General features: G+C 61.5%; 16 protein-coding genes and 2 tRNA genes. 13 read left to right on the top strand and 5 right to left on the bottom strand.

Translation table 11 applies throughout. The features are described from left to right. The first annotated feature begins 8 nt into the window (after positions 1-8). Both H043_RS0108030 and H043_RS0108035 read left to right on the top strand, forming a co-directional pair. Positions 9-1,298, top strand: a complete 1,290-nt coding sequence (locus H043_RS0108030; protein WP_003221122.1) for an adenylosuccinate synthase — start codon at positions 9-11, stop codon at positions 1,296-1,298. Between the two features lie 139 nt (positions 1,299-1,437). Continuing rightward, positions 1,438-3,372 carry a methyl-accepting chemotaxis protein gene (locus H043_RS0108035; RefSeq protein ID WP_027611418.1) on the top strand — a complete coding sequence of 645 codons (1,935 nt, stop codon included), beginning with the start codon at positions 1,438-1,440 and terminating at the stop codon, positions 3,370-3,372. A gap of 100 nt (positions 3,373-3,472) precedes the next feature. Here the strand turns inward: H043_RS0108035 and H043_RS0108040 are convergent, their stop codons facing one another. The 4 genes from H043_RS0108040 to H043_RS0108055 form a co-directional block, all read right to left on the bottom strand. Continuing rightward, positions 3,473-5,038 (bottom strand): iron ABC transporter permease, encoded by a 1,566-nt coding sequence (locus H043_RS0108040; RefSeq protein WP_027611419.1) that lies wholly within the window; start codon positions 5,036-5,038, stop codon positions 3,473-3,475. Continuing rightward, a complete protein-coding gene (locus tag H043_RS0108045) occupies positions 5,038-6,048 on the bottom strand; it encodes an iron ABC transporter substrate-binding protein (protein ID WP_003221127.1) in 1,011 nt (336 codons plus the stop codon). Before H043_RS0108045 ends, H043_RS0108040 begins: the two co-directional genes overlap by 1 nt. Positions 6,049-6,251: 203 nt before the next feature. Next, positions 6,252-6,338: transfer RNA gene (locus H043_RS0108050), tRNA-Leu, on the bottom strand. 180 nt (positions 6,339-6,518) lie between these two features. Beyond that, positions 6,519-6,605 (bottom strand) — tRNA-Leu (locus tag H043_RS0108055). 225 nt (positions 6,606-6,830) lie between these two features. On the opposite strand from H043_RS0108055, the gene rnr reads away from it, so the two are divergent. The 11 genes from rnr (at position 6,831) to H043_RS0108110 (ending at position 23,705) form a co-directional block, all read left to right on the top strand. Further along, positions 6,831-9,461 carry a ribonuclease R gene (gene rnr / locus H043_RS0108060; protein ID WP_027611420.1) on the top strand — a complete coding sequence of 877 codons (2,631 nt, stop codon included), beginning with the start codon at positions 6,831-6,833 and terminating at the stop codon, positions 9,459-9,461. Then, a complete protein-coding gene (gene rlmB, locus H043_RS0108065; RefSeq protein ID WP_027611421.1) occupies positions 9,458-10,222 on the top strand; it encodes a 23S rRNA (guanosine(2251)-2'-O)-methyltransferase RlmB in 765 nt (254 codons plus the stop codon). The genes rnr and rlmB overlap by 4 nt, the downstream gene beginning before the upstream one ends. A 313-nt stretch (positions 10,223-10,535) precedes the next feature. Then, entirely contained in the window at positions 10,536-10,958 is a 423-nt protein-coding gene (gene rpsF, locus H043_RS0108070; protein WP_003221133.1) for a 30S ribosomal protein S6, read from the top strand. Positions 10,959-10,986: 28 nt separating this feature from the next. Continuing rightward, complete coding sequence (gene rpsR, locus H043_RS0108075; protein WP_002551829.1) at positions 10,987-11,217, top strand: 30S ribosomal protein S18; 231 nt, start codon at positions 10,987-10,989, stop codon at positions 11,215-11,217. 36 nt (positions 11,218-11,253) lie between these two features. Next, on the top strand, positions 11,254-12,147 hold the full coding sequence (locus H043_RS0108080; protein ID WP_027611422.1) for a hypothetical protein: 894 nt from the start codon (positions 11,254-11,256) through the stop codon (positions 12,145-12,147). Between the two features lie 19 nt (positions 12,148-12,166). Beyond that, positions 12,167-12,613: a 50S ribosomal protein L9 gene (rplI, locus tag H043_RS0108085; protein ID WP_003221136.1), complete on the top strand. Its 447-nt coding sequence runs from the start codon at positions 12,167-12,169 to the stop codon at positions 12,611-12,613. Positions 12,614-12,733: 120 nt separating this feature from the next. Beyond that, positions 12,734-14,131, top strand: a complete 1,398-nt coding sequence (gene dnaB / locus H043_RS0108090) for a replicative DNA helicase (RefSeq protein ID WP_003221138.1) — start codon at positions 12,734-12,736, stop codon at positions 14,129-14,131. A 192-nt stretch (positions 14,132-14,323) separates the two neighbouring features. Continuing rightward, the gene (locus tag H043_RS0108095; RefSeq protein WP_027611423.1) at positions 14,324-16,627 is read left to right on the top strand and encodes a YgiQ family radical SAM protein; all 2,304 of its coding nucleotides are present in this window, start codon (positions 14,324-14,326) and stop codon (positions 16,625-16,627) included. 337 nt (positions 16,628-16,964) lie between these two features. Continuing rightward, on the top strand, positions 16,965-20,240 hold the full coding sequence (locus tag H043_RS0108100) for a DUF2126 domain-containing protein (RefSeq protein WP_027611424.1): 3,276 nt from the start codon (positions 16,965-16,967) through the stop codon (positions 20,238-20,240). An 88-nt stretch (positions 20,241-20,328) separates the two neighbouring features. Next, positions 20,329-22,815 carry a circularly permuted type 2 ATP-grasp protein gene (locus tag H043_RS0108105; protein ID WP_027611425.1) on the top strand — a complete coding sequence of 829 codons (2,487 nt, stop codon included), beginning with the start codon at positions 20,329-20,331 and terminating at the stop codon, positions 22,813-22,815. After that, on the top strand, positions 22,815-23,705 hold the full coding sequence (locus H043_RS0108110; RefSeq protein WP_027611426.1) for a transglutaminase family protein: 891 nt from the start codon (positions 22,815-22,817) through the stop codon (positions 23,703-23,705). Before H043_RS0108105 ends, H043_RS0108110 begins: the two co-directional genes overlap by 1 nt. A gap of 44 nt (positions 23,706-23,749) precedes the next feature. Here the strand turns inward: H043_RS0108110 and H043_RS0108115 are convergent. Further along, positions 23,750-24,351, bottom strand: a 602-nt coding sequence (locus tag H043_RS0108115) for an IS110 family transposase (RefSeq protein WP_027611427.1), incomplete at its 5' end; no start/stop codon positions are given.

Here is a 24,351-nt window from a genome sequence, read left to right on the forward strand (position 1 = left end):
CAAGTGTTATGGGTAAGAATGTCGTAGTCCTGGGCACCCAATGGGGTGATGAGGGCAAAGGCAAGATCGTTGATCTGCTGACCGAACATGCTGCCGCCGTAGTGCGCTACCAAGGTGGCCACAACGCTGGCCACACCCTGGTGATCGACGGCGAAAAAACCGTCTTGCACCTGATCCCGTCGGGCGTGCTGCGCGAGGGCGTGCAGTGCCTGATCGGCAACGGCGTGGTGGTTGCACCTGACGCCCTGCTGCGTGAGATCACCAAGCTGGAAGAGAAAGGCGTACCGGTGCGCGAGCGCCTGCGTATCAGCCCGTCCTGCCCGCTGATCCTGTCCTTCCACGTGGCGCTGGACCAGGCCCGTGAAAAAGCCCGTGGCGAGCTGAAGATCGGTACCACCGGTCGCGGCATCGGCCCGGCTTACGAAGACAAGGTTGCACGTCGTGGCCTGCGCGTGGGCGATCTGCTGAACATGCCGCGTTTCGAAGACAAGCTGCGTGAGCTGGTGGATTACCACAACTTCATGCTGGTCGGTTACTACAAAGAGCCGGCCATCGAGTTCGAAAAGACCCTGGCCGAGTGCAAGGAATACGCCGAGCTGCTCAAGCCGCTGATGCTCGACGTGACTGCCGAGCTGCATGACCTGCGTCGCGCCGGCAAAGACATCATGTTCGAAGGCGCTCAGGGTTCGTTGCTCGACATCGACCACGGTACCTACCCGTACGTGACCAGTTCCAACACCACCGCCGGTGGCGTGGCGACCGGTTCGGGCGTTGGCCCGATGTTCCTCGACTACATCCTGGGCATCACCAAGGCTTACACCACTCGCGTCGGTTCGGGTCCATTCCCGACTGAGCTGTTCGACGACGTGGGTGCGCATCTGGCCAAGCAAGGTCACGAGTTCGGCGCTACCACCGGCCGTGCCCGTCGTTGCGGCTGGTTCGACGCCGTCATCCTGCGTCGCGCTATCGATGTGAACAGCATCTCGGGCATCTGCCTGACCAAGCTGGACGTACTCGATGGTCTGGAAACCATCAACATCTGCACCGGCTACAAGGACGCGCAAGGCAATGCCGTGGCGCCGACCGACGCTGACAGCTACGTGGGCCTGCAGCCTGTGTACGAAGAAGTGCCGGGCTGGACCGAATCGACCGTGGGTGCCAAAACCCTGGAAGAGCTGCCAGCTAACGCTCGTGCCTACATCAAACGCGTTGAAGAGTTGATCGGCGCGCCGATCGACATTATTTCGACGGGCCCGGATCGCAACGAAACCATCGTTCTGCGTCATCCGTTCGCTTGATAAGTCGTTGATGTAAAAAACAAAGGCCCCTTAATCGGGGCCTTTGTCGTTTATGCCTGTTGGACGGCATGACCTTTGCTGTAAATCTTCCTACAAGAGTGCCATCAAATTAATGGCGTCAGAAGTAGAGGGATTCACAGTGTCGGCCGTTCTCTCACTGTTACAAAGCCGTTTGTTGCGGCCCGTGTTCGTTACCCTTGGTATCGCCCTTTTGGTGCAAGTGCTGGTGGCAGTCGCCCTGACACGAAGCACGGTCACGGCGCTGGAAGCCGATCTCGGCGCTCGTCTGGACGCTGACAGCCAAAAGCTCTCCGGCGAGCTGGAGCAGGCCGGGCGTGAAGTCACCTCAAGCCTCGATAACCTTTCCTCAAGTACCCGGCAGCGCCTGACCGCCGGCCTGTCTTCCCGTCTGAAGGAAGAGCAGGCGCAACTGCGTACGACACTGGAAAAAGATCTCAAGGACTCGGCCAATGACATGGCTCAGTTGCTCGCCTCGGTGGCGCCGCGCGCCATGTGGGACAGCGACGTGCCGACCCTGTCCGAATTTGCTCGTCGCGCCCAGCGCAATCCCAACGTGTTGTTCGTGGTTTACGACGATGCCACCGGACAGCACCTGACGCGTTATCTCAACCGCGAAAACCCGATCAACAAGGCCTTGCTGGAAAAGGGCCAGGGCGAACGCGCGCTGGATAAAGTGCTGGACGCGGCGAAAAACGATCCGTCGGTCTACTACCTCGAGGCCTCGATCAATCCCAACGGCGTGGAAATCGGCAAGGTGCTGATGGGCGTATCGACGGCTTCGGTGGACACCGATCTGGCGGCGCTCGACCAGCGCTTCTCGGCGCTGATCGCCAGCAGCGATCAACTGGTCGGCGACAGTCTCAAGGGTGCCGCTGCCGATAGCGCGACGGCAATGCAGGCGCGTCTGCAGTCGGCGCAATCCACCGCGACCGAGATGAAAGCCAATACCAGCAGCACCGTGCAGGAAGCCGCCGCGACCTTGCGCTGGCGCATCGGCATGGGCCTGGCACTCGTCGGTTGCGGCGTGCTGCTGTTGCTGGCGGTGGTGCTGGGGCACCGGGTGGTCAATCGCTTGAAGATGCTCAACGCGGCGATGGACGATCTGGCGGCAGGCGAGGGCGACCTGACCAAGCGCGTGCAGATCAACAGCAAGGACGAGATCGGCGACATGGCCTCGGCAGTCAATCGCTTTGTGGATAAGTTGCAGCCGATCGTGCGCGAGGCGGGCGACGTGGCCCAGCGTACCGGTGTGGAAATCGGCGCCATGACCCTGCGCAATGCCGGTGCCGACGCAGCGGCCGGGATGCAGCGTGACGAAGTGGCGGAAAGCCTGCGCGCGCTGTCGCAAATGGCTGACGAGGCGCAATCGGAAAGCCATGCCATGCAGGCGGCGTTGAAGCAGGTGGTGGATATTCGTCAGGCCACCGATGAAAACACTCGTACCTCGGCGAAAGTCGGCAGCCTGATCGAGGCGCTGGCAGGACAGGTCGACACCGGGGCGAAAGTCATCGAGCGGCTGGCGCAACAAAGTGAACAGATTGAAGTGGTGCTGACGGTGATTCACGGCATAGCCGAGCAGACCAACTTGCTGGCCTTGAATGCGGCGATCGAAGCGGCGCGGGCCGGTGAGACCGGCCGCGGTTTTGCCGTGGTCGCGGACGAGGTGCGCGCCTTGGCGAGCAAGACGCAAAGCTCGACCGGCGACATTCAGGCGCACATCGTCGCGTTGCAGCAGGGCGCGCGTGAGGCGGTAGAAGCGATTGGTCAGGCGGGGCGTCAGGCCAGCGAAGGTTTGCTGGTGTTGCGCGACAGCGCACGGTTGCAGCAGTCAGTGCAGGCCTCGGTCGAGCAGGTGCACGCGGCAATCGGTCTGGCGACGCAGGCAGCGGCGCATCAGGCGCAGGGCGCGCAGGCAGTGCGCGGACGGGTCGAAACGATTCATGCCCAGGCCGAAAAAGCGGCGCAGGCGGTGGTGGAAACCACGGCCAGTGGCAAGGTACTGGATGGGCTGGCGGCGCAGCTGAAGGCCAGTCTGGGGCAGTTCAGGGCCTGATGTTTCCCCCTTCGCGAGCAGGCTCGCTCCCACATTCGATCGCATTCCTCTGGTGGGGCTCGGTCAAGCTGTGGGAGCGGGCTTGCTCGCGAAGGCGATTTCAGCGGCTCAGATACATCCGCGTCGTCAGCAGATACACCGGCAACCCCGACACCACAATCAACAACGCCGCATAAGGCGCTGCCGCCGCGAACTCGACATTTGCCGTATGCGCCCAAACCTCGGTCGCCAGCGTGTTCAGCCCGGTCGGACTGAGCAACAGCGTCGCCGTCAATTCCTTCATCGCATCCAGAAACACCAGCGCAAACGCCGCACCCAGTGCCGGGAAGATGATCGGCAGGGTCACCCGGCAAAACGCGGTGAATGACGATGCCCCCAACGTGCGTGCCGCTTCTTCCAGCTGCGGCGCAGCCTTGTTCAGTGCCGTGCGAATCGGCGCCTGTGCCAATGGCAGGAACAGCAGCGCATAAGCGATCAGCAGCAATGCCGAGGTCTGGTACAGCGCCGGCACGTAGTGCAGGGCGAAATACACCAGCGTCAGCGCGATTACCAGGCCCGGCAAGGCGTGGAGCAGATACGGCAAGCGTTCGGCCCAGATCGCCAGTTGGCCCTTGTAACGCACCACCAGCAGCCCGACCGGCACCGCCAGCAGCAGGCACAGCGCTGCGCCACCCAGCGACAAGGCCAGCGAAGACAGCAGGGCTTCGGTGATCGCCGCGACCGGGAACGCTGCCGAAGAGCCGACCGCCAGCCAGTACGCGAGCATGCCCAACGGGATCCCGCTGCCGACAATCGCCAGCAACAGGCAATACAACTGACCGGCAACCGCCCACCGCCCCAGGCGTACTTGTTCAGCCTGCCGCGCTGCGCCCTGGCCGGTGCGCACATGGCGCCCTTTACCGCGCACCCGCAGCTCCAGCCACAGCAGCATCAGACACAGCGCGAGCAGCACCGCCGAAAGCATCGCTGCATTGGCGTTGCTGAATTCCAGTTCGAATTGCTGGTAGATCGCGGTGGTGAAAGTTTGCAGGCCGATGATCGACAGCGCGCCGAACTCGACCAGCATGTGCAGGGCAATCAGCAGCGAACCGGCCAGCAGCGATGGCCAGAGCAGCGGCAGGGTGATGCGGAAGAACACGCCCCAGCGATTCTGTCCCAAGGTGCGGGCGGACTCTTCAAGGGACGGATCGAGGTTGCGCAGGGTCGCCGCGACCGGCAGAAAGATCAGCGGATACTTCGACAGGCTCATCACCAGAATCGCCCCGCCGAGGCCTTCGAACTGCGCGCTCAACGACACCCAAGTGAAGCTGCTGACAAACGCTGGCACCGCAAACGGCAGGCACAGAATCACCCCCCACAGGCGTCGTCCGGGCAGATTGCTGCGCTCCAGCAGCCACGCCAGTGACAGGCCGATCACGCCGCAAGTCAGCGTTACGCCGACCATCAACGCCAGGGTGTTGCGCAGCAGACCGAATACATAAGGGCGCCACAACAGGTGCAGCGCTTCGGCCCAGCCGGCCTGCCAGGCTTTCAGGCCGACATAGGCCAGAGGCAACAGGCTCATGACCACCAGCAATAAGACCGGCAGCACCAGCCAGATTGACGGCCGCTTGCGTCGTGGTACGAAACCCCCGCGCGCGGCGGGGGCGGATAACGATGTGGCCATCAGTTCAGGCCAACTTCACGTTCCAGGTCCAAGGCTTCTTCGGCGTTGCCCAGATCGGCCGGGGTCACGTTTGGCGCTTGCAGTTCGCTGAACGGCTTGAGCCCGCGATCCGATTCCATACCTTTGTGCAGCGGGTATTCGGCGGTGGTCTGAGTGATCACGCGCTGGCCTTCCTCACTGGCCATGTAGGCAAGGAATTGCTGGGCTTCTTTTGGATGTTTGCTGGATTTCAGCACGGCAGCGCTAGATACAGTGATCAGTCCGCCGACGTCGCCGCCGGTGAAGTAATGCAGTTTCGAGTCGAGTTTGCCTTTTTCGCGTTGCAGGGCGAACCAGTAGTAGTTGTTCACCAGCACGGTGGCGACTTCGCCGTTTTCCACGGCTTTGAGCGCGACCATGTTGTTGCTGTAGGTCTTGCCGAAAGCGCGCAGGCCGGTCAGCCATTCTTCGGCGGCGTCGCGACCGTGCATCTTGATGATCGCCACGGCCTGTTCCTGAAATGCGCCGCTGGTCGGGACGAAGCCGACTTTGCCTTGCCACTTCGGATCGGAGAATTCCATCACCGACTTCGGCAGGTCTTTCTCATCGACCAGTTTCGGGTTGTAGGCAACCACGCGAACCCGCGCGGTGACACCGATCCAGGTGCCGTTGCCGGCGACGTATTGCTTGGGCAGCACCGCCAGCGTGGCGTCGTCAGTCTTGGCCAGCAGGCCTTGCTCGCCGAGGTTGTTCAGCGGAGGAGATTCTTCGGTGTAGATCACGTCGGCGGGGGAACGGTCGCCTTCTTCGATGACCTGGCTGGCGAGCTGGTTGCTGCTGCCCTTGCGTACGTTGACGTGAATGCCGGTCTTGGCCTCGAAAGCCTTGGCGATCGCATCGCCGACTTCCTTGTGTTGACCGTTGTAGAGCGTCAGGGAAACCGCATCGGCTGCCTGGGTGAGGGGAGTGGCGAGTGCCAGGCCGAGCAGGGTGAAGGTCAAGCCGCGGCGCAGGGTATTTCGAAACATCATTCGCAGGGTTCCTCACTGTCGCATTGCAAAAACTTGCAACAATGATAAACGATATTGTTTCTCAAGTGCGCCTTGCGGGTCGGTTGAGTGTTTGCTAGAGGCTGGTCGCCACAAGGTCTTGCAGGTTTTCAAACGCCAGAAACACAAAAACCCGCTTTCGCGGGTTTTTTGGGAAACTCAACGTCGTAACCTTGAGTTTGAATTGGTGCCCAGAAGAAGACTCGAACTTCCACGACCGTAAGGTCACCAGCACCTGAAGCTGGCGTGTCTACCAATTTCACCATCTGGGCATTCATCGCGAGCGTTGCCGCTGTTGATGTGGCGCACTATACGGAGCGCTTTTTGATCTGTAAACCCCTGATTTAATTTTAATTAATCAGTTTTAACAAACCCGTTCCTTAGAATGCAAAAAACCCGCTTTCGCGGGTTTTGTGTGAGCCTTGAAACTGATCTAGTCTCAAACTCGAAATTGGTGCCCAGGAGAAGACTCGAACTTCCACGACCGTAAGGTCACCAGCACCTGAAGCTGGCGTGTCTACCAATTTCACCACCTGGGCATCTCGTCAACGTGTGTACGTCGTCGATGGCGCGCACTATACGGAGCGCCTTTTTAACTGTAAACCCCTGTCAGCAAAAAAAATGAATTTTTTTACCAGCGGTGTTCAAAAGGGCTTTCAGGCGTCGATACAAGGCTCCAGAAGGGCCTTATATAGTCGGAAATTTCCCGTTTGATGGCGCCTATGCCAAACTAACCCGCATATAGACAAGGTGAAAACTCTCTAATGGCCGATTGGCAGTCCCTCGATCCCGAGGCCGCTCGTGAAGCGGAAAAATATGAAAACCCTATTCCCAGCCGCGAACTGATCCTGGCGCATCTCGCCGATCGGGGTTCGCCTGCTGCCCGCGAGCAACTGGTCGAAGAGTTTGGTCTGACCACAGAAGACCAGATCGAAGCCCTGCGCCGCCGCCTGCGTGCCATGGAGCGCGACGCTCAATTGATCTACACCCGCCGTGGCACCTATGCGCCGGTGGACAAGCTCGACCTGATCCTCGGCCGCATTAGCGGTCACCGTGACGGTTTCGGCTTCCTGGTGCCGGACGACGGCAGCGATGACCTGTTCATGAGCCCGGCGCAGATGCGTCTGGTGTTCGATGGCGACCGTGCGCTGGCCCGTGTTTCCGGTCTCGACCGTCGTGGCCGCCGTGAAGGCGTGATCGTCGAAGTGGTGTCCCGTGCCCACGAAACGATTGTTGGTCGCTACTTCGAAGAGGGCGGTATCGGTTTCGTTGTTGCCGACAATCCGAAGATCCAGCAGGAAGTGCTGGTTACGCCAGGCCGCAACGCCAACGCGCAGATCGGTCAGTTCGTCGAGGTGAAAATCACCCACTGGCCGACGCCGCGCTTCCAGCCGCAAGGCGATGTGGTCGAAGTGGTCGGCAACTACATGGCGCCGGGCATGGAAATCGATGTCGCGCTGCGTACCTACGACATTCCGCACGTCTGGCCTGAAGCGGTGCTCAAAGAAGCCGCCAAGCTCAAGCCGGAAGTCGAAGAGAAAGACAAAGAGAAGCGTGTCGACCTGCGCCATCTGCCGTTCGTCACCATCGACGGCGAAGATGCCCGCGACTTCGACGACGCGGTCTACTGCGAAGCCAAGCCGGGCAAGTTGCGCCTGTTCTCTGGCGGCTGGAAGTTGTACGTGGCGATTGCCGACGTTTCCAGCTACGTGAAGATCGGTTCGGCGCTGGACAACGAAGCCCAGGTACGCGGCAACTCGGTGTATTTCCCCGAGCGCGTGGTGCCGATGCTGCCTGAGCAGCTCTCCAACGGCCTGTGCTCGCTGAACCCGCACGTCGATCGTCTGGCCATGGTTTGCGAGATGACCATCTCCAAGTCCGGCGAAATGACCGACTACTGCTTCTATGAAGCGGTGATCCATTCCCACGCCCGCCTGACCTACAACAAGGTCAGCGCGATGCTGGAAACCCCGAAAGCCACCGAAGCGCGCAAGCTTCGCGGCGAATACACCGACGTGGTGCCGCACCTCAAGCAGCTCTATGCGCTGTACAAAGTGTTGCTGGCTGCCCGTCACGTGCGTGGCGCGATCGATTTCGAAACCCAGGAAACCCGGATCATCTTCGGTTCCGAGCGCAAGATTGCCGAAATCCGTCCGACCACCCGCAACGATGCGCACAAGCTGATCGAGGAATGCATGCTGGCGGCCAACGTGGCCACCGCCGAATTCCTCAAGAAGCACGAAATCCCCGCGCTGTACCGTGTCCACGACGGCCCGCCACCGGAGCGTCTGGAAAAACTGCGCGCCTTCCTCGGCGAGCTCGGCCTGTCCCTGCACAAAGGCAAGGATGGCCCGTCGCCAAAGGACTATCAGGCCCTGTTGGCGAGCATCAAGGATCGTCCGGATTTCCATCTGATTCAGACCGTGATGCTGCGCTCCCTGAGTCAGGCGGTGTACAGCGCCCAGAACGAAGGCCACTTCGGCCTGAATTACGAAGCCTATACCCACTTTACCTCGCCGATCCGTCGTTACCCGGACCTGCTCACTCACCGCGCCATCCGCAGCGTGATCCATTCGAAACAGGACACTCCGCACGTTCGTCGTGCCGGGGCGATGACCATTCCGAAGGCGCGCATCTATCCCTACGACGAAGCGGCGCTGGAGCAACTCGGCGAGCAGTGCTCGATGAGCGAGCGCCGTGCCGACGAAGCCACTCGCGACGTGGTGAACTGGCTCAAGTGCGAGTTCATGAAGGATCGCGTCGGCGAATCGTTCCCGGGTGTGATCACCGCCGTGACCGGTTTTGGCCTGTTCGTCGAGCTGACCGATATCTACGTCGAAGGCCTGGTGCACGTTACCGCGCTGCCGGGCGACTACTACCACTTCGACCCTGTGCATCACCGCTTGGCGGGCGAGCGCACCGGTCGCAGCTTCCGTCTCGGCGATACCGTTGAAGTGCGCGTGATGCGCGTCGACCTCGACGAGCGCAAGATCGACTTCGAGATGGCAGAAAAAACCATCAGCGCGCCGATCGGTCGCAAGAAACGTGGCGCCGATACCGCAGCACCTGCGAGCAAGGCTGTGGAAGACAAGGCTCCGGCGAAAACCGCCAGCCGTCGTCCGGCCAAGGAAAAAGCCGTCGAGGCCTATCGCCCGAGCGATGCCGTGGCGAAAAACGCCGAGCTGCGCAAAAGCCGTGAATTGAAGAAGGCCTTGCTGGCCGAAGCCAAAAGCGGTGGTAAAGCGGCGTCTGGGGGAAAGACCGGACGGTCGGCGCCTGAGAAGGCCGTCGGCGGCAAGCCAGCCAAACCGAGCAAACACCGTAAAGGCCCGCCGAAAGCGGGTTCGGCTCCAGCCAAAAGTGGCGGGTCGCGTAAACCGAAGGCGAAGTCATGAGTCAGTTGGAAAAAATCTACGGCGTTCACGCGGTAGAAGCGTTGCTGCGTCACCACCCTAAACGCGTCAAGCAGATCTGGCTGGCCGAAAGCCGCAACGATCCGCGCGTGCAGACCCTGATCGAGCTGGCCAACGAAAATCGTGTGCAGATCGGTCAGGCAGAGCGCCGCGAAATGGACGCCTGGGTTGAAGGCGTGCACCAGGGCGTGGTTGCGGACGTCAGTCCGAGCCAGGTCTGGGGCGAGGCGATGCTCGACGAGTTGCTCGACCGTACCGAAGGCGCACCGCTGTTGCTGGTGCTCGACGGCGTGACCGACCCGCACAACCTCGGCGCCTGCCTGCGGTCGGCGGATGCTGCCGGCGCGCTGGCGGTGATTGTGCCCAAGGACAAGTCGGCTACCCTGACGCCGGTGGTGCGTAAAGTGGCCTGCGGCGCGGCGGAAGTGATTCCGCTGGTGGCGGTGACCAACCTGGCGCGCACTCTGGAAAAGCTCCAGCAGCGCGGTCTGTGGGTGGTCGGCACGGCGGGTGAGGCCGAGGTCAGCATTTATGACCAGGACCTGACCGGCCCGACCATCCTGATCATGGGCGCCGAAGGCAAAGGCATGCGTCGCCTGACTCGCGAGCACTGCGACTATCTGGTGAACCTGCCGATGGCCGGCAGCGTCAGCAGTCTCAACGTGTCCGTGGCCACCGGTGTGTGCCTGTTCGAAGCACAGCGTCAACGCGGCGCCAAGGCCAAAGTTGCCGCGAAGAAGTAGTCTTGAGCTGAAATCGGTTCAAATGTGGGAGCGAGCCTGCTCGCGAAAGGGGTGTGTCAGCCGACAATAATGTTGCCTGATATATCGCATTCGCGAGCAGGCTCGCTCCCACAGTGTTTTGTGTCAGGTCGAAGATTGGCGGTTGTTCAAATAATCACCAATTGCCTTGCACCTGCGCAGTCCCTTCTCTACAATTGCGCCCCTTGCTGTGACGGCAGGCACGCATGTGCCCCGCGCCAGCAAGTCCATAAGTGTCATTCACTCCTTGTCTGACCGTTTTTGAGCGGCAGGCTACAACCCGTAAGGAGCATTCATGCGTCATTACGAAATCATCTTTCTGGTCCACCCTGACCAGAGCGAGCAAGTCGGCGGCATGGTTGAGCGTTACACCAAGCTGATCGAAGAAGACGGCGGCAAAATCCACCGTCTGGAAGACTGGGGCCGTCGTCAACTGGCCTACGCAATCAACAATGTTCACAAGGCTCACTACGTGATGCTGAACGTTGAGTGCACTGGCAAGGCCCTGGCCGAGCTGGAAGACAACTTCCGCTACAACGATGCTGTGATCCGTAACCTGGTCATCCGTCGCGACGAAGCCGTTACCGGCCAGTCCGAGATGCTCAAGGCTGAAGAAAACCGCAGTGAGCGCCGTGAGCGTCGCGACCGTCCTGAGCACTCCGACGCTGATGGCGTTGAGGGTGATGACAGCGACAACAGCGATAACGCTGACGAGTAATCCACGGACCTTTTAAGGAGCCTATCAAATGGCACGTTTCTTCCGTCGTCGTAAATTCTGCCGCTTCACCGCTGAAGACGTGAAAGAGATCGATTACAAAGATCTCAACACTCTGAAAGCCTACGTATCCGAGACCGGCAAAATCGTTCCAAGCCGCATCACCGGTACCAAAGCTCGTTATCAGCGTCAGCTGGCCACCGCTATCAAGCGCGCCCGCTTCCTGGCCCTGCTGGCCTACACCGACAGCCACGGCCGCTGAGACCGGGCAGTCGACAAGTAGCAAAGGATTGAATGCATGCGTGCCTTAGCTGAGTTCATCATGCGAGGCCGTATGCAGGCCACTCTCGTGGTGGCCGGATGTGCAACATTGCCGTTGTTGTATTGGTTGGGTGCTGCCGCCGGGAGCCTTGTGCTCCTGCGGCGCGGACTGACGGACGCCCTGGGTGTTCTGTCTCTGGGGCTGCTGCCGGCTTTGGTCTGGTGGCTGTATGCCGATGATCCACGGGCACTTCTGGTGCTGCTGGGGTCTTCAGGGCTTGCGTTGGTGTTGCGCGCAAGCGAGTCCTGGGTTCGCACGCTGCTGGTCAGCGTAGTGATTGGAGTGGTGTTTTCAGTGGTGCTCGGGGCAGCGTTTGCGGCCCAGATCGAGATGCTCGCGCAGGCCTTGATAAAGGTCATGCCGGCGCTTCTTGGTGAAACCTACAAGCAATTGTCGGTCGATGAGCAAGCGCGCTTCGCGTCCCTGATTGCACCAGTCCTGACCGGACTGATTGCGGCTCTGTTGCAGATCGTCAGCGTGCTGAGCCTGATTGTCGGGCGGCATTGGCAAGCGTTGTTGTACAACCCGGGTGGTTTTGGTCGCGAGTTTCGCGCCATCCGGATCCCGCTGGGGCCGGCGATGTTGCTGCTGGCGTTGATGCTTCTGGGCCCGAATCTCGGTGCACAGATGGCCATGTTGACGCCGTTGTGCAGTGTACCGCTGGTGTTCGCCGGACTCGCCCTGATTCACGGGCTGGTCGGGCAAAAGCGACTGGCCGGTTTCTGGCTGGTGGGGTTGTACGTCACGCTGCTGTTGTTCATGCAGCTGCTCTATCCGTTGCTCGTGGTTCTGGCCATTGTCGACAGCCTGATTGATTTTCGCGGTCGTCACGTGTCGAAAGACACCGATAACGCGAACGGTGAAGGTTAAAAGTTAAGAGGATTTCCACATGCAACTGATCCTTCTGGAAAAAATCGCCAACCTGGGCAACCTGGGCGACAAAGTAAACGTTAAGGCCGGTTACGGCCGTAACTACCTGCTGCCTTTCGGCAAGGCTACCGCTGCGACCGCTGCCAACCTGGCTGCGTTCGAAGAGCGTCGTGCCGAGCTGGAAAAAGCTGCCGCAGACCGTAAAGCATCGGCTGAAAGCCGTGCTGCCCAACTGGCCGAGCTGGAAGTGACCATCACTGCCACCGCTGGCGACGAAGGCAAGCTGTTCGGTTCGATCGGTACTCACGACATCGCTGACGCACTGACCGCTTCCGGCGTTGAAGTGCAGAAGAGCGAAGTTCGTCTGCCGAACGGCACCATCCGCAACGTGGGTGAATTCGACGTGGCTGTGCACCTGCACGCCGAAGTTGAAGCCACCGTACGCGTTGTCGTGGTAGCAGCTTAAGCAATACTTGTCGGCTGGCACCCTCGGGTGCTTGCCGGTAACATCGGGCACGATCCTGTTTACAGGTCGTGCCCTTTGTCTTTCTGGTACTCCCGTTTTCAAACCTGACTCCAAGTGGCCATGAACGAAATCACCGCTCCCGAGCAATACGATCTGCAAACCGCTGCCCTGAAGGTGCCGCCGCACTCCATCGAGGCCGAACAGGCCGTACTCGGTGGTCTGATGCTGGACAACAACGCCTGGGAACGCGTGCTCGATCAAGTCTCCGACGGCGATTTCTACCGACATGACCACCGTCTGATCTTCCGTGCGATCGCCAAACTGGCCGATCAGAACATGCCGATCGACGTCGTGACCCTGGCCGAGCAACTGGACAAGGAAGGTCAGACGTCGCAGGTCGGCGGCCTCGGTTACCTCGGCGAGCTGGCGAAAAACACGCCGTCCGTCGCCAACATCAAGGCCTATGCGCAGATCGTTCGCCAGCGCGCGACGTTGCGCCAGTTGATCGGTATCAGCACCGAAATTGCCGACGCCGCGTTCAACCCCGAAGGCCGTACCGCTGAAGAGATCCTCGACGAGGCCGAACGGCAGATCTTCCAGATTGCCGAGGCGCGGCCCAAGACCGGCGGCCCGGTGGGGGTCAACGAACTGTTGACCAAGGCCATCGATCGCATCGACACCCTGTTCAACACCGCCGACGCGATCACCGGTCTGTCCACCGGTTATACCGACCTCGACGAGAAGACCAGCGGTCTGCAACCGTCCGACCTGATCATCGTCGCCGGCCGTCCGTCGATGGGTAAAACCACCTTCGCCATGAACCTGGTGGAAAACGCCGTACTGCGCAGCGACAAGGCGGTGCTGGTGTACTCCCTCGAGATGCCAGGCGAATCGCTGATCATGCGTATGCTTTCGTCCCTCGGTCGTATCGATCAGACCAAGGTGCGTTCCGGCCAGCTCGAAGACGACGACTGGCCGCGCCTGACCTCGGCGGTCAACCTGCTCAACGATCGCAAGCTGTTCATCGATGACACCGCCGGCATCAGCCCGTCGGAAATGCGTGCGCGAACCCGACGTCTGGTGCGCGAACACGGCGACATCGGTCTGATCATGATCGACTACCTGCAGCTGATGCAGATTCCCGGCTCCAGCGGTGACAACCGGACCAACGAGATTTCCGAGATCTCCCGATCCCTGAAAGCCCTGGCCAAGGAATTCAACTGCCCGGTGGTGGCGCTGTCGCAGCTCAACCGTTCCCTGGAACAACGTCCCAACAAGCGTCCGGTGAACTCCGACTTGCGGGAATCCGGAGCGATCGAGCAGGACGCAGACGTCATCATGTTCGTGTACCGGGACGAGGTGTATCACCCGGAAACCGAGCACAAGGGCATCGCCGAAATCATCATCGGCAAGCAGCGGAACGGCCCGATCGGCTTTATCCGCCTGGCGTTTATCGGTAAGTACACCCGCTTCGAAAACCTCGCGCCGGGCAGTTACAACTTCGACGACGACGAGTAAATTCTTCATCGTTTGAGCTGACGCCTTCGCGAGCAAGCCCGCTCCCACACCTGGAATGCATTCAAATGTGGGAGCGGGCTTGCTCGCGAATGGGCGTGGCGCAATTTCCGACCACAGCCGTCGGAATTGGTCAAAATTTGTGCTATATTCCGCGCCCGCGAAATTCAATGAAAGCCAACACCGGTTATCGACATGCAAGCAGCCAAGCCGTTATTTGACTATCCAAAGTACTGGGCCGAATGTTTCGGGCCAGCGCCATTCCTGCCGATGAGCAGGGAGGAGATGGATCAGCTCGGCTGGGATTCCTGCGACATCATCATCGTCACCGGTGATGCCTACGTCGATCACCCGTCGTTCGGCATGGCGATCATCGGCCGGCTGCTGGAGTCCCAGGGCTTCCGCGTCGGGATCATTGCCCAGCCGAACTGGCAGTCCAAAGACGACTTCATGAAGCTCGGCGAGCCGAACCTGTTCTTCGGCGTCGCGGCCGGCAACATGGACTCGATGATCAACCGCTACACCGCGGACAAGAAAATCCGGTCCGACGACGCCTACACCCCGGGTGGCATGGCGGGAAAGCGTCCGGATCGCGCGAGCCTGGTCTACAGCCAGCGCTGCAAGGAAGCCTACAAACACGTGCCGATCGTCCTCGGCGGCATCGAAGCTTCGCTGCGCCGCATCGCCCACTATGACTACTGGCAGGATCGTGTACGCAACTCGATCCTGATCGACGCCAGCGCCGACATTCTGCTGTACGGCAACGCCGAGCGCGCCATCGTCGAAGTGGCCCAGCGTCTGTCCTACGGGCACAAGATCGAAGACATCACCGACGTGCGCGGCACCGCGTTCATCCGTCGTGACACGCCGCAGGGCTGGTACGAAGTCGATTCCACGCGCATTGACCGTCCGGGCAAGGTCGACAAGATCATCAACCCGTACGTCAACACCCAGGACACCCAGGCCTGCGCCATCGAGCAAGAGAAGGGCCCGGTGGATGATCCCGAGGAAGCCAAGGTCGTACAGATCCTGGCCAGCCCGCGCATGACCCGCGACAAGACCGTGATCCGCCTGCCGTCGATGGAAAAGGTGCGTAACGACCCGGTCCTGTACGCCCACGCCAACCGTGTGCTGCACCTGGAAACCAACCCGGGTAACGCCCGCGCGCTGGTGCAGAAGCATGGCGAGGTCGACGTCTGGTTCAACCCGCCGCCGATTCCGATGACCACTGAAGAAATGGACTACGTGTTCGGCATGCCTTACGCACGGGTTCCGCACCCGGCGTACGGCAAGGAGAAGATCCCGGCCTACGACATGATCCGTTTCTCGGTGAACATCATGCGTGGCTGCTTCGGCGGCTGCACTTTCTGCTCGATCACCGAGCACGAAGGACGGATCATCCAGAACCGTTCCGAAGAGTCGATCATTCGCGAAATCGAAGAGATCCGCGACAAGGTTCCAGGCTTCACCGGCGTCATCTCCGACCTTGGCGGCCCGACCGCGAACATGTATCGCATCGCCTGCAAGAGCCCGGAAATCGAATCCGCGTGCCGCAAGCCGTCCTGCGTGTTCCCGGGCATCTGCCCGAACCTGAACACCGACCACTCGTCGTTGATTCAGCTATACCGCAGTGCCCGCGCCTTGCCGGGTGTGAAGAAGATCCTGATCGCCTCCGGCCTGCGTTACGACCTCGCGGTCGAGTCGCCGGAGTACGTCAAAGAGCTGGTGACCCACCACGTCGGCGGTTACCTGAAGATCGCCCCGGAACACACCGAGGAAGGTCCGCTCAACCAGATGATGAAGCCGGGCATTGGCAGCTATGACAAGTTCAAGCGCATGTTCGAGAAGTACACCAAGGAAGCAGGCAAAGAGCAGTACCTGATCCCGTACTTCATCGCCGCGCACCCGGGCACCACCGACGAAGACATGATGAACCTGGCGCTGTGGCTCAAGGGCAACGGCTTCCGTGCCGACCAGGTGCAGGCGTTCTATCCGTCGCCTATGGCCACCGCCACCGCGATGTACCACTCGGGCAAGAACCCGCTGCGCAAGGTCACCTACAAGAGCGACGGCGTGACCATCGTCAAGAGCGAAGAGCAGCGTCGTCTGCACAAGGCGTTCTTGCGTTATCACGACCCGAAAGGCTGGCCGATGCTGCGCGAAGCGTTGATTCGCATGGGACGTGGTGACCTGATCGGTCCGGGCAAGGATCAGTTGATTCCGCTGCATCAACCGGCTACCGACAGCTACCAGAGCGCCCGTCGCAAGAACTCGACACCGGCCGGCAGCCACAAGGTCGCGAAAGAGAAGACCACCAAGATTCTCACCCAGCACAACGGCCTGCCGCCGCGTGCCAGCGACGGTGGCAATCCTTGGGACAAGCGTGAACAGGCCAAGGCTGCGGCATTCGCCCGCAACCAGCAGGCGGCCAAGGAGCGCAAGGAAGCAGCCAAGGGCAAGGGGCCGAAACCGGCTCGCAAGCCAGTCGTACCGCGCTAATCGCTTTTTGTTTCAACAGAACGCCAACCTTCGGGTTGGCGTTTTGCATTTCAGGGTTCAAGAAGTGTGCTGAAACGACTGGCCCTTTCGCGAGCAAGCCCGCTCCCACAGTTGGAATGCGGTCTCCTGTGGGAGCGAGCTTGCTCGCGAAGGCGTCATCTCAGGCGCCGCATCTACCACTGCCGCCACATTTAGGCGCAACTTCCTCGAACCATTTCCCCGCATCGCCCGATTTTGGTGCTGTACTGCCCTGAGCATTCCGGGAAAGCGCCCAAGCCCTTGCATGGCATAAGTCTTGCGCGCTTTCGAATACGCTTAGGCTCGCAGGAGGCACGCCGTGTCGATTCATGTCGCATTGCATCACGTCACGCATTACCGCTACGACCGCGCTGTCGAACTCGGCCCGCAGATCGTACGCCTGCGTCCGGCCGCCCACAGCCGCACGCGGATCCTCTCGTATGCGCTGAAGGTCTCGCCCGAGCAGCATTTCATCAACTGGCAGCAAGACCCGCAGGGCAACTACCTCGCGCGGCTGGTGTTCCCCGAGAAAACCGATGAGTTGCGCATCGAGGTCGATCTGCTGGCCGAGATGGCGGTGTTCAACCCCTTCGACTTCTTCCTCGAACCCTATGCCGAGAAAATCCCCTTCACTTACGCCGCAGATGAACGCAAGGAATTGGCGCCGTACCTCGAAACTCTGCCGCTGACCCCGGCATTCAAAGCCTATCTGGACGGGATCGACCGTACGCCGCTGCCCGCCGTGGATTTCCTGGTGATGCTCAACCAGCGTCTCAGCGAAGACATCCGCTACCTGATCCGCATGGAACCGGGCGTGCAAACTCCGGAACACACCCTCGAACATGCCTCCGGCTCCTGCCGCGACTCGGCGTGGCTGCTGGTGCAACTGCTGCGCAACCTCGGGTTGGCCGCGCGGTTTGTCTCCGGTTACCTGATTCAACTGACTGCCGACGTGAAGAGCCTCGACGGCCCGTCCGGCACCGAGGTGGATTTCACCGACCTGCACGCCTGGTGCGAGGTGTACTTGCCAGGCGCAGGCTGGATCGGTCTGGATGCTACGTCCGGATTGTTCGCCGGCGAAGGGCATATCCCGCTGGCCTGCAGCCCTGATCCATCCTCAGCCGCGCCGATCAGTGGTCTGGTCGAGCCGTGCGAATGCCAGTTCAGCCACGAAATGTCGGTGGAGCGGATCTGGGAAGCGCCACGGGTGACCAAGCCCTACACCGATGAGCAGTGGCTGGCGATTCAGGCGCTGGGCCGGCAGATCGATGCCGACTTGCTGGAAGGCGATGTGCGCCTGACCATGGGCGGCGAGCCGACCTTCGTCTCCATCGATGACCCGGACGGCGCCGAGTGGAACACCGCCGCGCTGGGCCCGGACAAGCGCCGCCTCTCCGCCGAACTGTTCCAGCGCATGCGCCAGCACTATGCGCCGAAAGGTCTGGTGCATTTCGGTCAGGGCAAGTGGTACCCCGGCGAGCAATTGCCGCGCTGGTCGCTCAACTGCTATTGGCGCCGCGATGGCGTGCCGATCTGGCACAACAGCGCGCTGATCGCCGATGAGCAGCAGGACTACGGCGCCGATGGCGAACTGGCGGGACGCTTTCTCGCGAGTGTTGCCGAACGCCTGAAACTGCCGGCACGTTTCGTGTTTCCAGCCTATGAAGACAATTTTTATTACCTCTGGCGTGAGGGCGCATTGCCGAGCAACGTCAGCGCTGAAGACTCGCGTCTTGAAGAACCGCTGGAGCGTGCGCGTCTGCGCAAGGTTTTCGCGCAGGGCCTGGATAAAGTGATCGGCCAGGTGCTGCCGCTGGCCCGCACCGCCAAGGGTGATCAATGGCAGAGCGGGCGCTGGTATCTGCGCGACGAGCATTGCCGGCTGGTGCCGGGGGATTCGCCGCTGGGTTATCGCTTGCCACTCGGCTCACAGCCGTGGGTGAAGGCGGCGGAGTATCCGTTCATTCATCCCAACGACCCGAATCAGGACTTTCCCGAGCTGCCGGACACCACCCAGCTCAACAGCCATGCCGAACCCGCAACGGCCGCCGAACGTGCGCCGACAATCGACGAGTCCGCCGACTGGCTGACTCGCACCGCCTTCTGCGCCGAAGCGCGCGAAGGGCGTCTGTATCTGTTCATGCCGCCGCTGGAGCGGGTCGAAGACTATCTGGAACTGGTGGCGGCCATCGAAGCCACCGCCGAAGAGCTGCATTGCCCGGTGCTGCTGGAAGGTTACGAGCCGCCGAGTGATCCGCGCCTGAGCAACTTCCGCATCACCCCGGATCCGGGCGTGATCGAGGTCAACGTGCAGCCATCGGCGACCTGGGACGAGCTGGTCGAGCGCACCGAGTTTCTCTATGAACAGGCGCGGCAAACCCGCCTGACCACCGAAAAATTCATGATCGACGGGCGCCACACCGGCACCGGCGGCGGCAACCATTTCGTCCTCGGTGGCGCGACCCCGGCGGACTCACCGTTCCTGCGCCGCCCGGATCTGCTACGCAGCCTGATCAGCTACTGGCACAACCACCCATCGCTGTCCTACCTGTTTTCCGGCCTGTTCATCGGCCCGACCTCGCAGGCGCCACGGGTCGATGAAGCGCGCAACGACGCCCTGTACGAACTGGAAATCGCCTTCGCGCAGATGCCTGAACCGGGCGAAGCGTGCGCGCCGTGGCTGGTGGATCGCCTGCTGCGCAATCTGCTGATCGACGTCACCGGCAACACTCACCGCGCCGAGTTCTGCATCGATAAACTGTATTCGCCGGATGGCGCTACCGGGCGTCTCGGGCTGCTGGAGCTGCGCGCCTTCGAAATGCCGCCGCATGCGCGGATGAGCCTGGCTCAGCAGTTGTTGCTGCGTGCGCTGGTTGCGCGATTCTGGCGCGAGCCCTATGCGCCGCCGAAACTGGCGCGCTGGGGCACCGAGCTGCACGACCGCTTCATGCTGCCGCACTTTATCGAGCAGGATTTCGCCGACGTCATCGTTGAACTGAACAACGCCGGTTATCCATTGCGCGCCGAGTGGTTCGCTGCGCATCTGGAGTTCCGTTTTCCCAAGGTCGGCGATTACGCGGTCAGCGGCATCGAGATGGAGCTGCGCCAGGCGCTGGAACCTTGGCATGTACTGGGCGAGGAGGGTACGGCGGGCGGCACGGTGCGTTATGTCGATTCGTCGCTGGAGCGTTTGCAGATCAAGCTCAGCGGCTTGCCGCCGCAGCGCTATCTGCTGACCTGCAACGGTATTCCGCTGCCGCTGCAACCGACCGGGCGCATCGGTGAGTTCGTCGCCGGCGTGCGCTTTCGGGCCTGGCAACCGGCCAATTGCCTGCAACCGACCATCCCGGTGCACGCGCCGCTGGTGTTCGACTTGCTCGACACCTGGATGCAGCGTTCACTGGGCGGTTGCCAGTACCACGTGGCGCACCCGGGCGGGCGCAATTACGAGACGTTACCGGTCAATGCCAACGAAGCTGAGAGCCGGCGCATGGCGCGGTTTTTCCGCATCGGACACACGCCGGGGAAACTTCCGATACCGAACCTGACAATCTCCGACGAGCTGCCGATGACGCTCGATTTGCGACGTTTCTAAGTCCTGCACGACATGCGGATTTTTCGTATATCCGCACGTCATGTGCCTGCGTTAGTCTGACCGTTCCCTGCTGTCTGCCGAGCTTTCCATGCCTGACCTGCTAGACCGCTACCCGCTGACCGCGGGCACTTATCACGAACTGCTGAATGACAGCGGGGACGTGCGCCCGCACTGGCGGCGGCTGTTCGATCAATTGCAGCGCAGCACCCCGGCGCAACTGGTGCAGCGGCAGGCGTTGCTGGCCCGGCAGATTCAGGAAAACGGCGTGACCTACAACGTCTATGCCGATCCCAAGGGCGCTGACCGCCCGTGGGAGCTGGACCTGCTGCCGCACGTGATCGCTGCTGATGAGTGGCAGCACCTGTCGGCGGGGATTGCCCAGCGAGCACGCCTGCTCAATGCGGTACTGGCCGATCTGTATGGCCCGCAGCGGCTGATCAGCGAAGGGTTGTTACCGGCGGAGCTGGTGTTCGGCCACAACAATTTTCTCTGGCCCTGTCAGGGCATCGCACCACCGGAAGATGCCTTTCTGCATCTGTACGCCGTGGATCTGGCGCGCACGCCGGACGGGCGCTGGTGGGTCACGGCGGATCGTACTCAGGCACCGTCGGGCGCGGGCTATGCGCTGGAAAATCGCACCATTGTGTCGCGCGCCTTTCCCGAGTTGTACCGCGATCTGAAAGTGCAGCATCTGGCTGGGTTCTTCCGCACCCTGCAGGAAACCCTCGCGCGTCAGGCGCCGTGTGCTGACGACGCGCCGCTGGTGGTGTTGCTCACGCCAGGGCGCTTCAACGAAAGCTACTTCGAACATCTTTATCTGGCGCGTCAGCTCGGTTATCCGCTGGTGGAGGGCGGCGACCTCACCGTGCGCGATGCCACGGTGTACCTGAAAACCCTCAGTGGTCTGCGCCGGGTGCACGCGATCATGCGCCGGCTCGACGATGACTTCTGCGATCCGCTGGAGCTGCGCACCGATTCGGCACTTGGTGTGCCTGGCCTGCTGGAAGCGGTGCGTCAGGGCCGGGTGCTGGTGGCCAACGCCTTGGGCAGCGGCGTGCTGGAGTCGCCGGGGTTGCTTGGATTTCTGCCGAAGATCAATCAGTACCTGTTCGGCGAAGAACTGCTGCTGCCGTCCATCGCCACCTGGTGGTGCGGCGAGGCGCCGGTGCTGGCGCAGGCGTTGGAAAAGCTTCCCGAGCTGCTGATCAAACCGGCGTTCCCCTCACAAAGCTTCGCGCCGGTATTCGGCCGCGATCTGAGCGAACAACAGCGCCAGGCGCTCGCCGAGCGCATGCAGGCGCGGCCATACGCCTATGTCGCGCAAGAACTGGCGCAGCTGTCCCAGGCGCCGATCTGGCAGGCCGAAGACGGCCAACTGCAACCGCGAGCGATCGGCATGCGCGTGTACGCGGTGGCCAGTGGTGACGGCTATCGCGTATTGCCCGGTGGGCTGACCCGGGTCGCCGCCGAGGCCGATGCCGAAGTGGTGTCGATGCAGCGCGGCGGGGCGAGCAAGGACACCTGGGTGTTGGGCGATCGTGCGCCGAGTGGCGAGCAATGGAAAACCCAGCGCAACGTCGGCGTACACGATCTGGTGCGCCGCGACCCGTACCTGCCCTCGCGGGTGGTGGAGAACCTGTTCTGGTTCGGCCGTTACTGCGAGCGTTGCGACGACAGTGCGCGACTGCTGCGGATCATGCTCGCGCGGTATGTCGATGGCGATGATCCGCAAGCCTTGCAGGCGGCCGTGGAGCTGGGCGAGCGGCTGATGTTGCTGCCTGAGGAGGGTGAGCTACCGGAGCGGCTGCTGGCGGCGCTGCTCGGCGAGGACTGGTCGTTCAGCCTGCGCTCCAACCTGCAGCGCTTGCAGTGGGCGGCCTCGCAGGTGCGCGGCAAGCTTTCACGGGAAAACTGGCAGGCGTTGGTCGAGTTGCAGCGCGAGGCGCTGGAACTGGACACCGAAGAGCCGGACTTCGGCGAGTTGCTGGATTTCCTCAACCGGCTGGTGATGTCGCTGGCGGCGCTCTCGGGGTTCGCGCTCGACGACATGACGCGCGACGAAGGCTGGCGCTTTCTGATGATCGGCCGGCGCATCGAGCGGTTGCAGTTTCTCAGCAGCAGTCTGGCGGCGTTTCTGCGCGGCGCCGGGGCGTTCGATCAGGCGGGGCTGGAATGGCTGCTGGAGCTGGGCAACAGCAGCATCACCTACCGTTCGCGGTATCTGGCGGTGGCGCAGTTGATTCCGGTGCTCGACCTGTTGCTGCTGGATGAGCAGAACCCGCACGCGGTGTTGTTCCAGTTGAAACTGGTGACCCGCACTTTGAAACGCTTGAACGATGATTTCGGCGTACCTCGCGAGGCGGGGTTGCCGCAGTTGGTCGAGCGTCTGGCGCGGTTCGATCTGGGGTGTCTGGAGAACCCGCTGTTCGGAGAGAACAGCGTGCGTGCCGCGCTCGATGGTCTGGCGGATCTGCTGCAAGAGATTGCCGAGGCCAGCGGGCAAGTCTCGGATCGGCTGGCGCTGCGCCATTTTGCCCATGTCGATGATGTCAGCCAGCGCACGGTGTCCGTCTGATGAGCGCGTACTACCAGATCTTTCACGACACCTGTTACCACTACGACAGCCCGGTTTCGCTGGCACAGCAACTCGCGCACCTGTGGCCGCGTGAGTGCACGTGGCAACGCTGCACCGAGCAGCAATTGCTGATCAGCCCGGAGCCGACCACGCGGCGGGATGAACTGGATGTGTTCGGCAATCCGCTGACCCGACTGGCCTTCGAACGCCCGCATGACGAGTTGCAGGTCAACGCCCGGCTCACGGTTGAGGTGCTGGCGCGGCCACTAGCGGATTTCAATCTGTCCCCGGCGTGGGAGCAGACGCGTGATGCGCTGACCTACAGCAGCCAGCCATTGTCCGCCGAAATGCTGGAGGCGTGTCGCTATCGGTTTCAGTCACCCTACGTGCATTTGAAACGCAGTTTCGTCGAATTTTCGGAAAGCTGTTTTCCACCGGGAAGGCCCTTGTTGCTGGGCGTGCAGGCCTTGATGCAGAAGATTTTCAGCGAATTCACCTTCGATGCCGAGGCCACGCAAGTGGCGACGCCGCTGGTCGAGGTGCTGGAGCGCCGGCGTGGCGTGTGTCAGGACTTCGCGCATCTGATGCTCGCTTGCGTGCGCTCGCGAGGGCTGGCAGCGCGCTACATCAGTGGCTATCTGCTGACCCAACCGCCGCCGGGGCAGCCACGGCTGATCGGCGCCGATGCGTCGCATGCCTGGGTGTCGGTGTTCTGTCCGGTATTGGGCTGGGTGGATTTCGATCCGACCAACAACGTGCAGCCGGCGCTGGAGCACATCACCCTGGCATGGGGCCGGGATTTTTCCGATGTGTCGCCGTTGCGCGGGGTGATTCTGGGGGGCGGCAACCACGACCCGGAGGTCCGCGTCACGGTGATGCCATTGGAATAACACAGCAACCCATGTGGGAGCAACTGTCTTACTGCCACCATTCGTCACCGCCACTCTGTGCCGTCTCGCAGCATGGCATTCAATCTGATCAGCAGTATTCGCATACAGGCGATGAGCGCGACTTTCGCGCTCTTGCCCCGTTCTCTTAAGGATTCATAACGGGCCTTGAAGTCGGCCTGACAACGGATAACGACCCAGCACGACATGTAAAGCGCACGTCTGACGCGCGCTCTCCCTCCGTAAATCTGACGTTTCCCGCTGTGATTTCCACTGTCGTCGTTGTAGGGGGCGATTCCCGCCAGTGCGGCGATCTCCCTGCGATCCAGCTCGCCGAGTTCGGGCAGATAAACCAACAAGCTGGCGGTCGCCACAGTGCCGATGCCTTTGACGGAGATAAGCCGATCGGCTTTTTCCGCATCCAGCTCACGCATGCTTTGATCGATGGCTTTGCCGAGCTGCTTGATCTGGGTTTGCAGGTAGCGAATATGGTCCCTGATCGCCTCTACAACCGCAGGCAACTGGGCCTGCTGCAGCCGGCGCTTGTTGTCGTCGCGCTGCTGGACGAAGTGCTCGCGTAATTGAATCAACTCGCGCAGGGCTTCACGCTCAGGCGAGATGGGCTTTTCGCGAGACGCATGCAGCGCTT

It is taken from the genome of Pseudomonas sp. URIL14HWK12:I6, from assembly GCF_000514195.1.
GTDB lineage: Bacteria > Pseudomonadota > Gammaproteobacteria > Pseudomonadales > Pseudomonadaceae > Aquipseudomonas > Aquipseudomonas putida_A.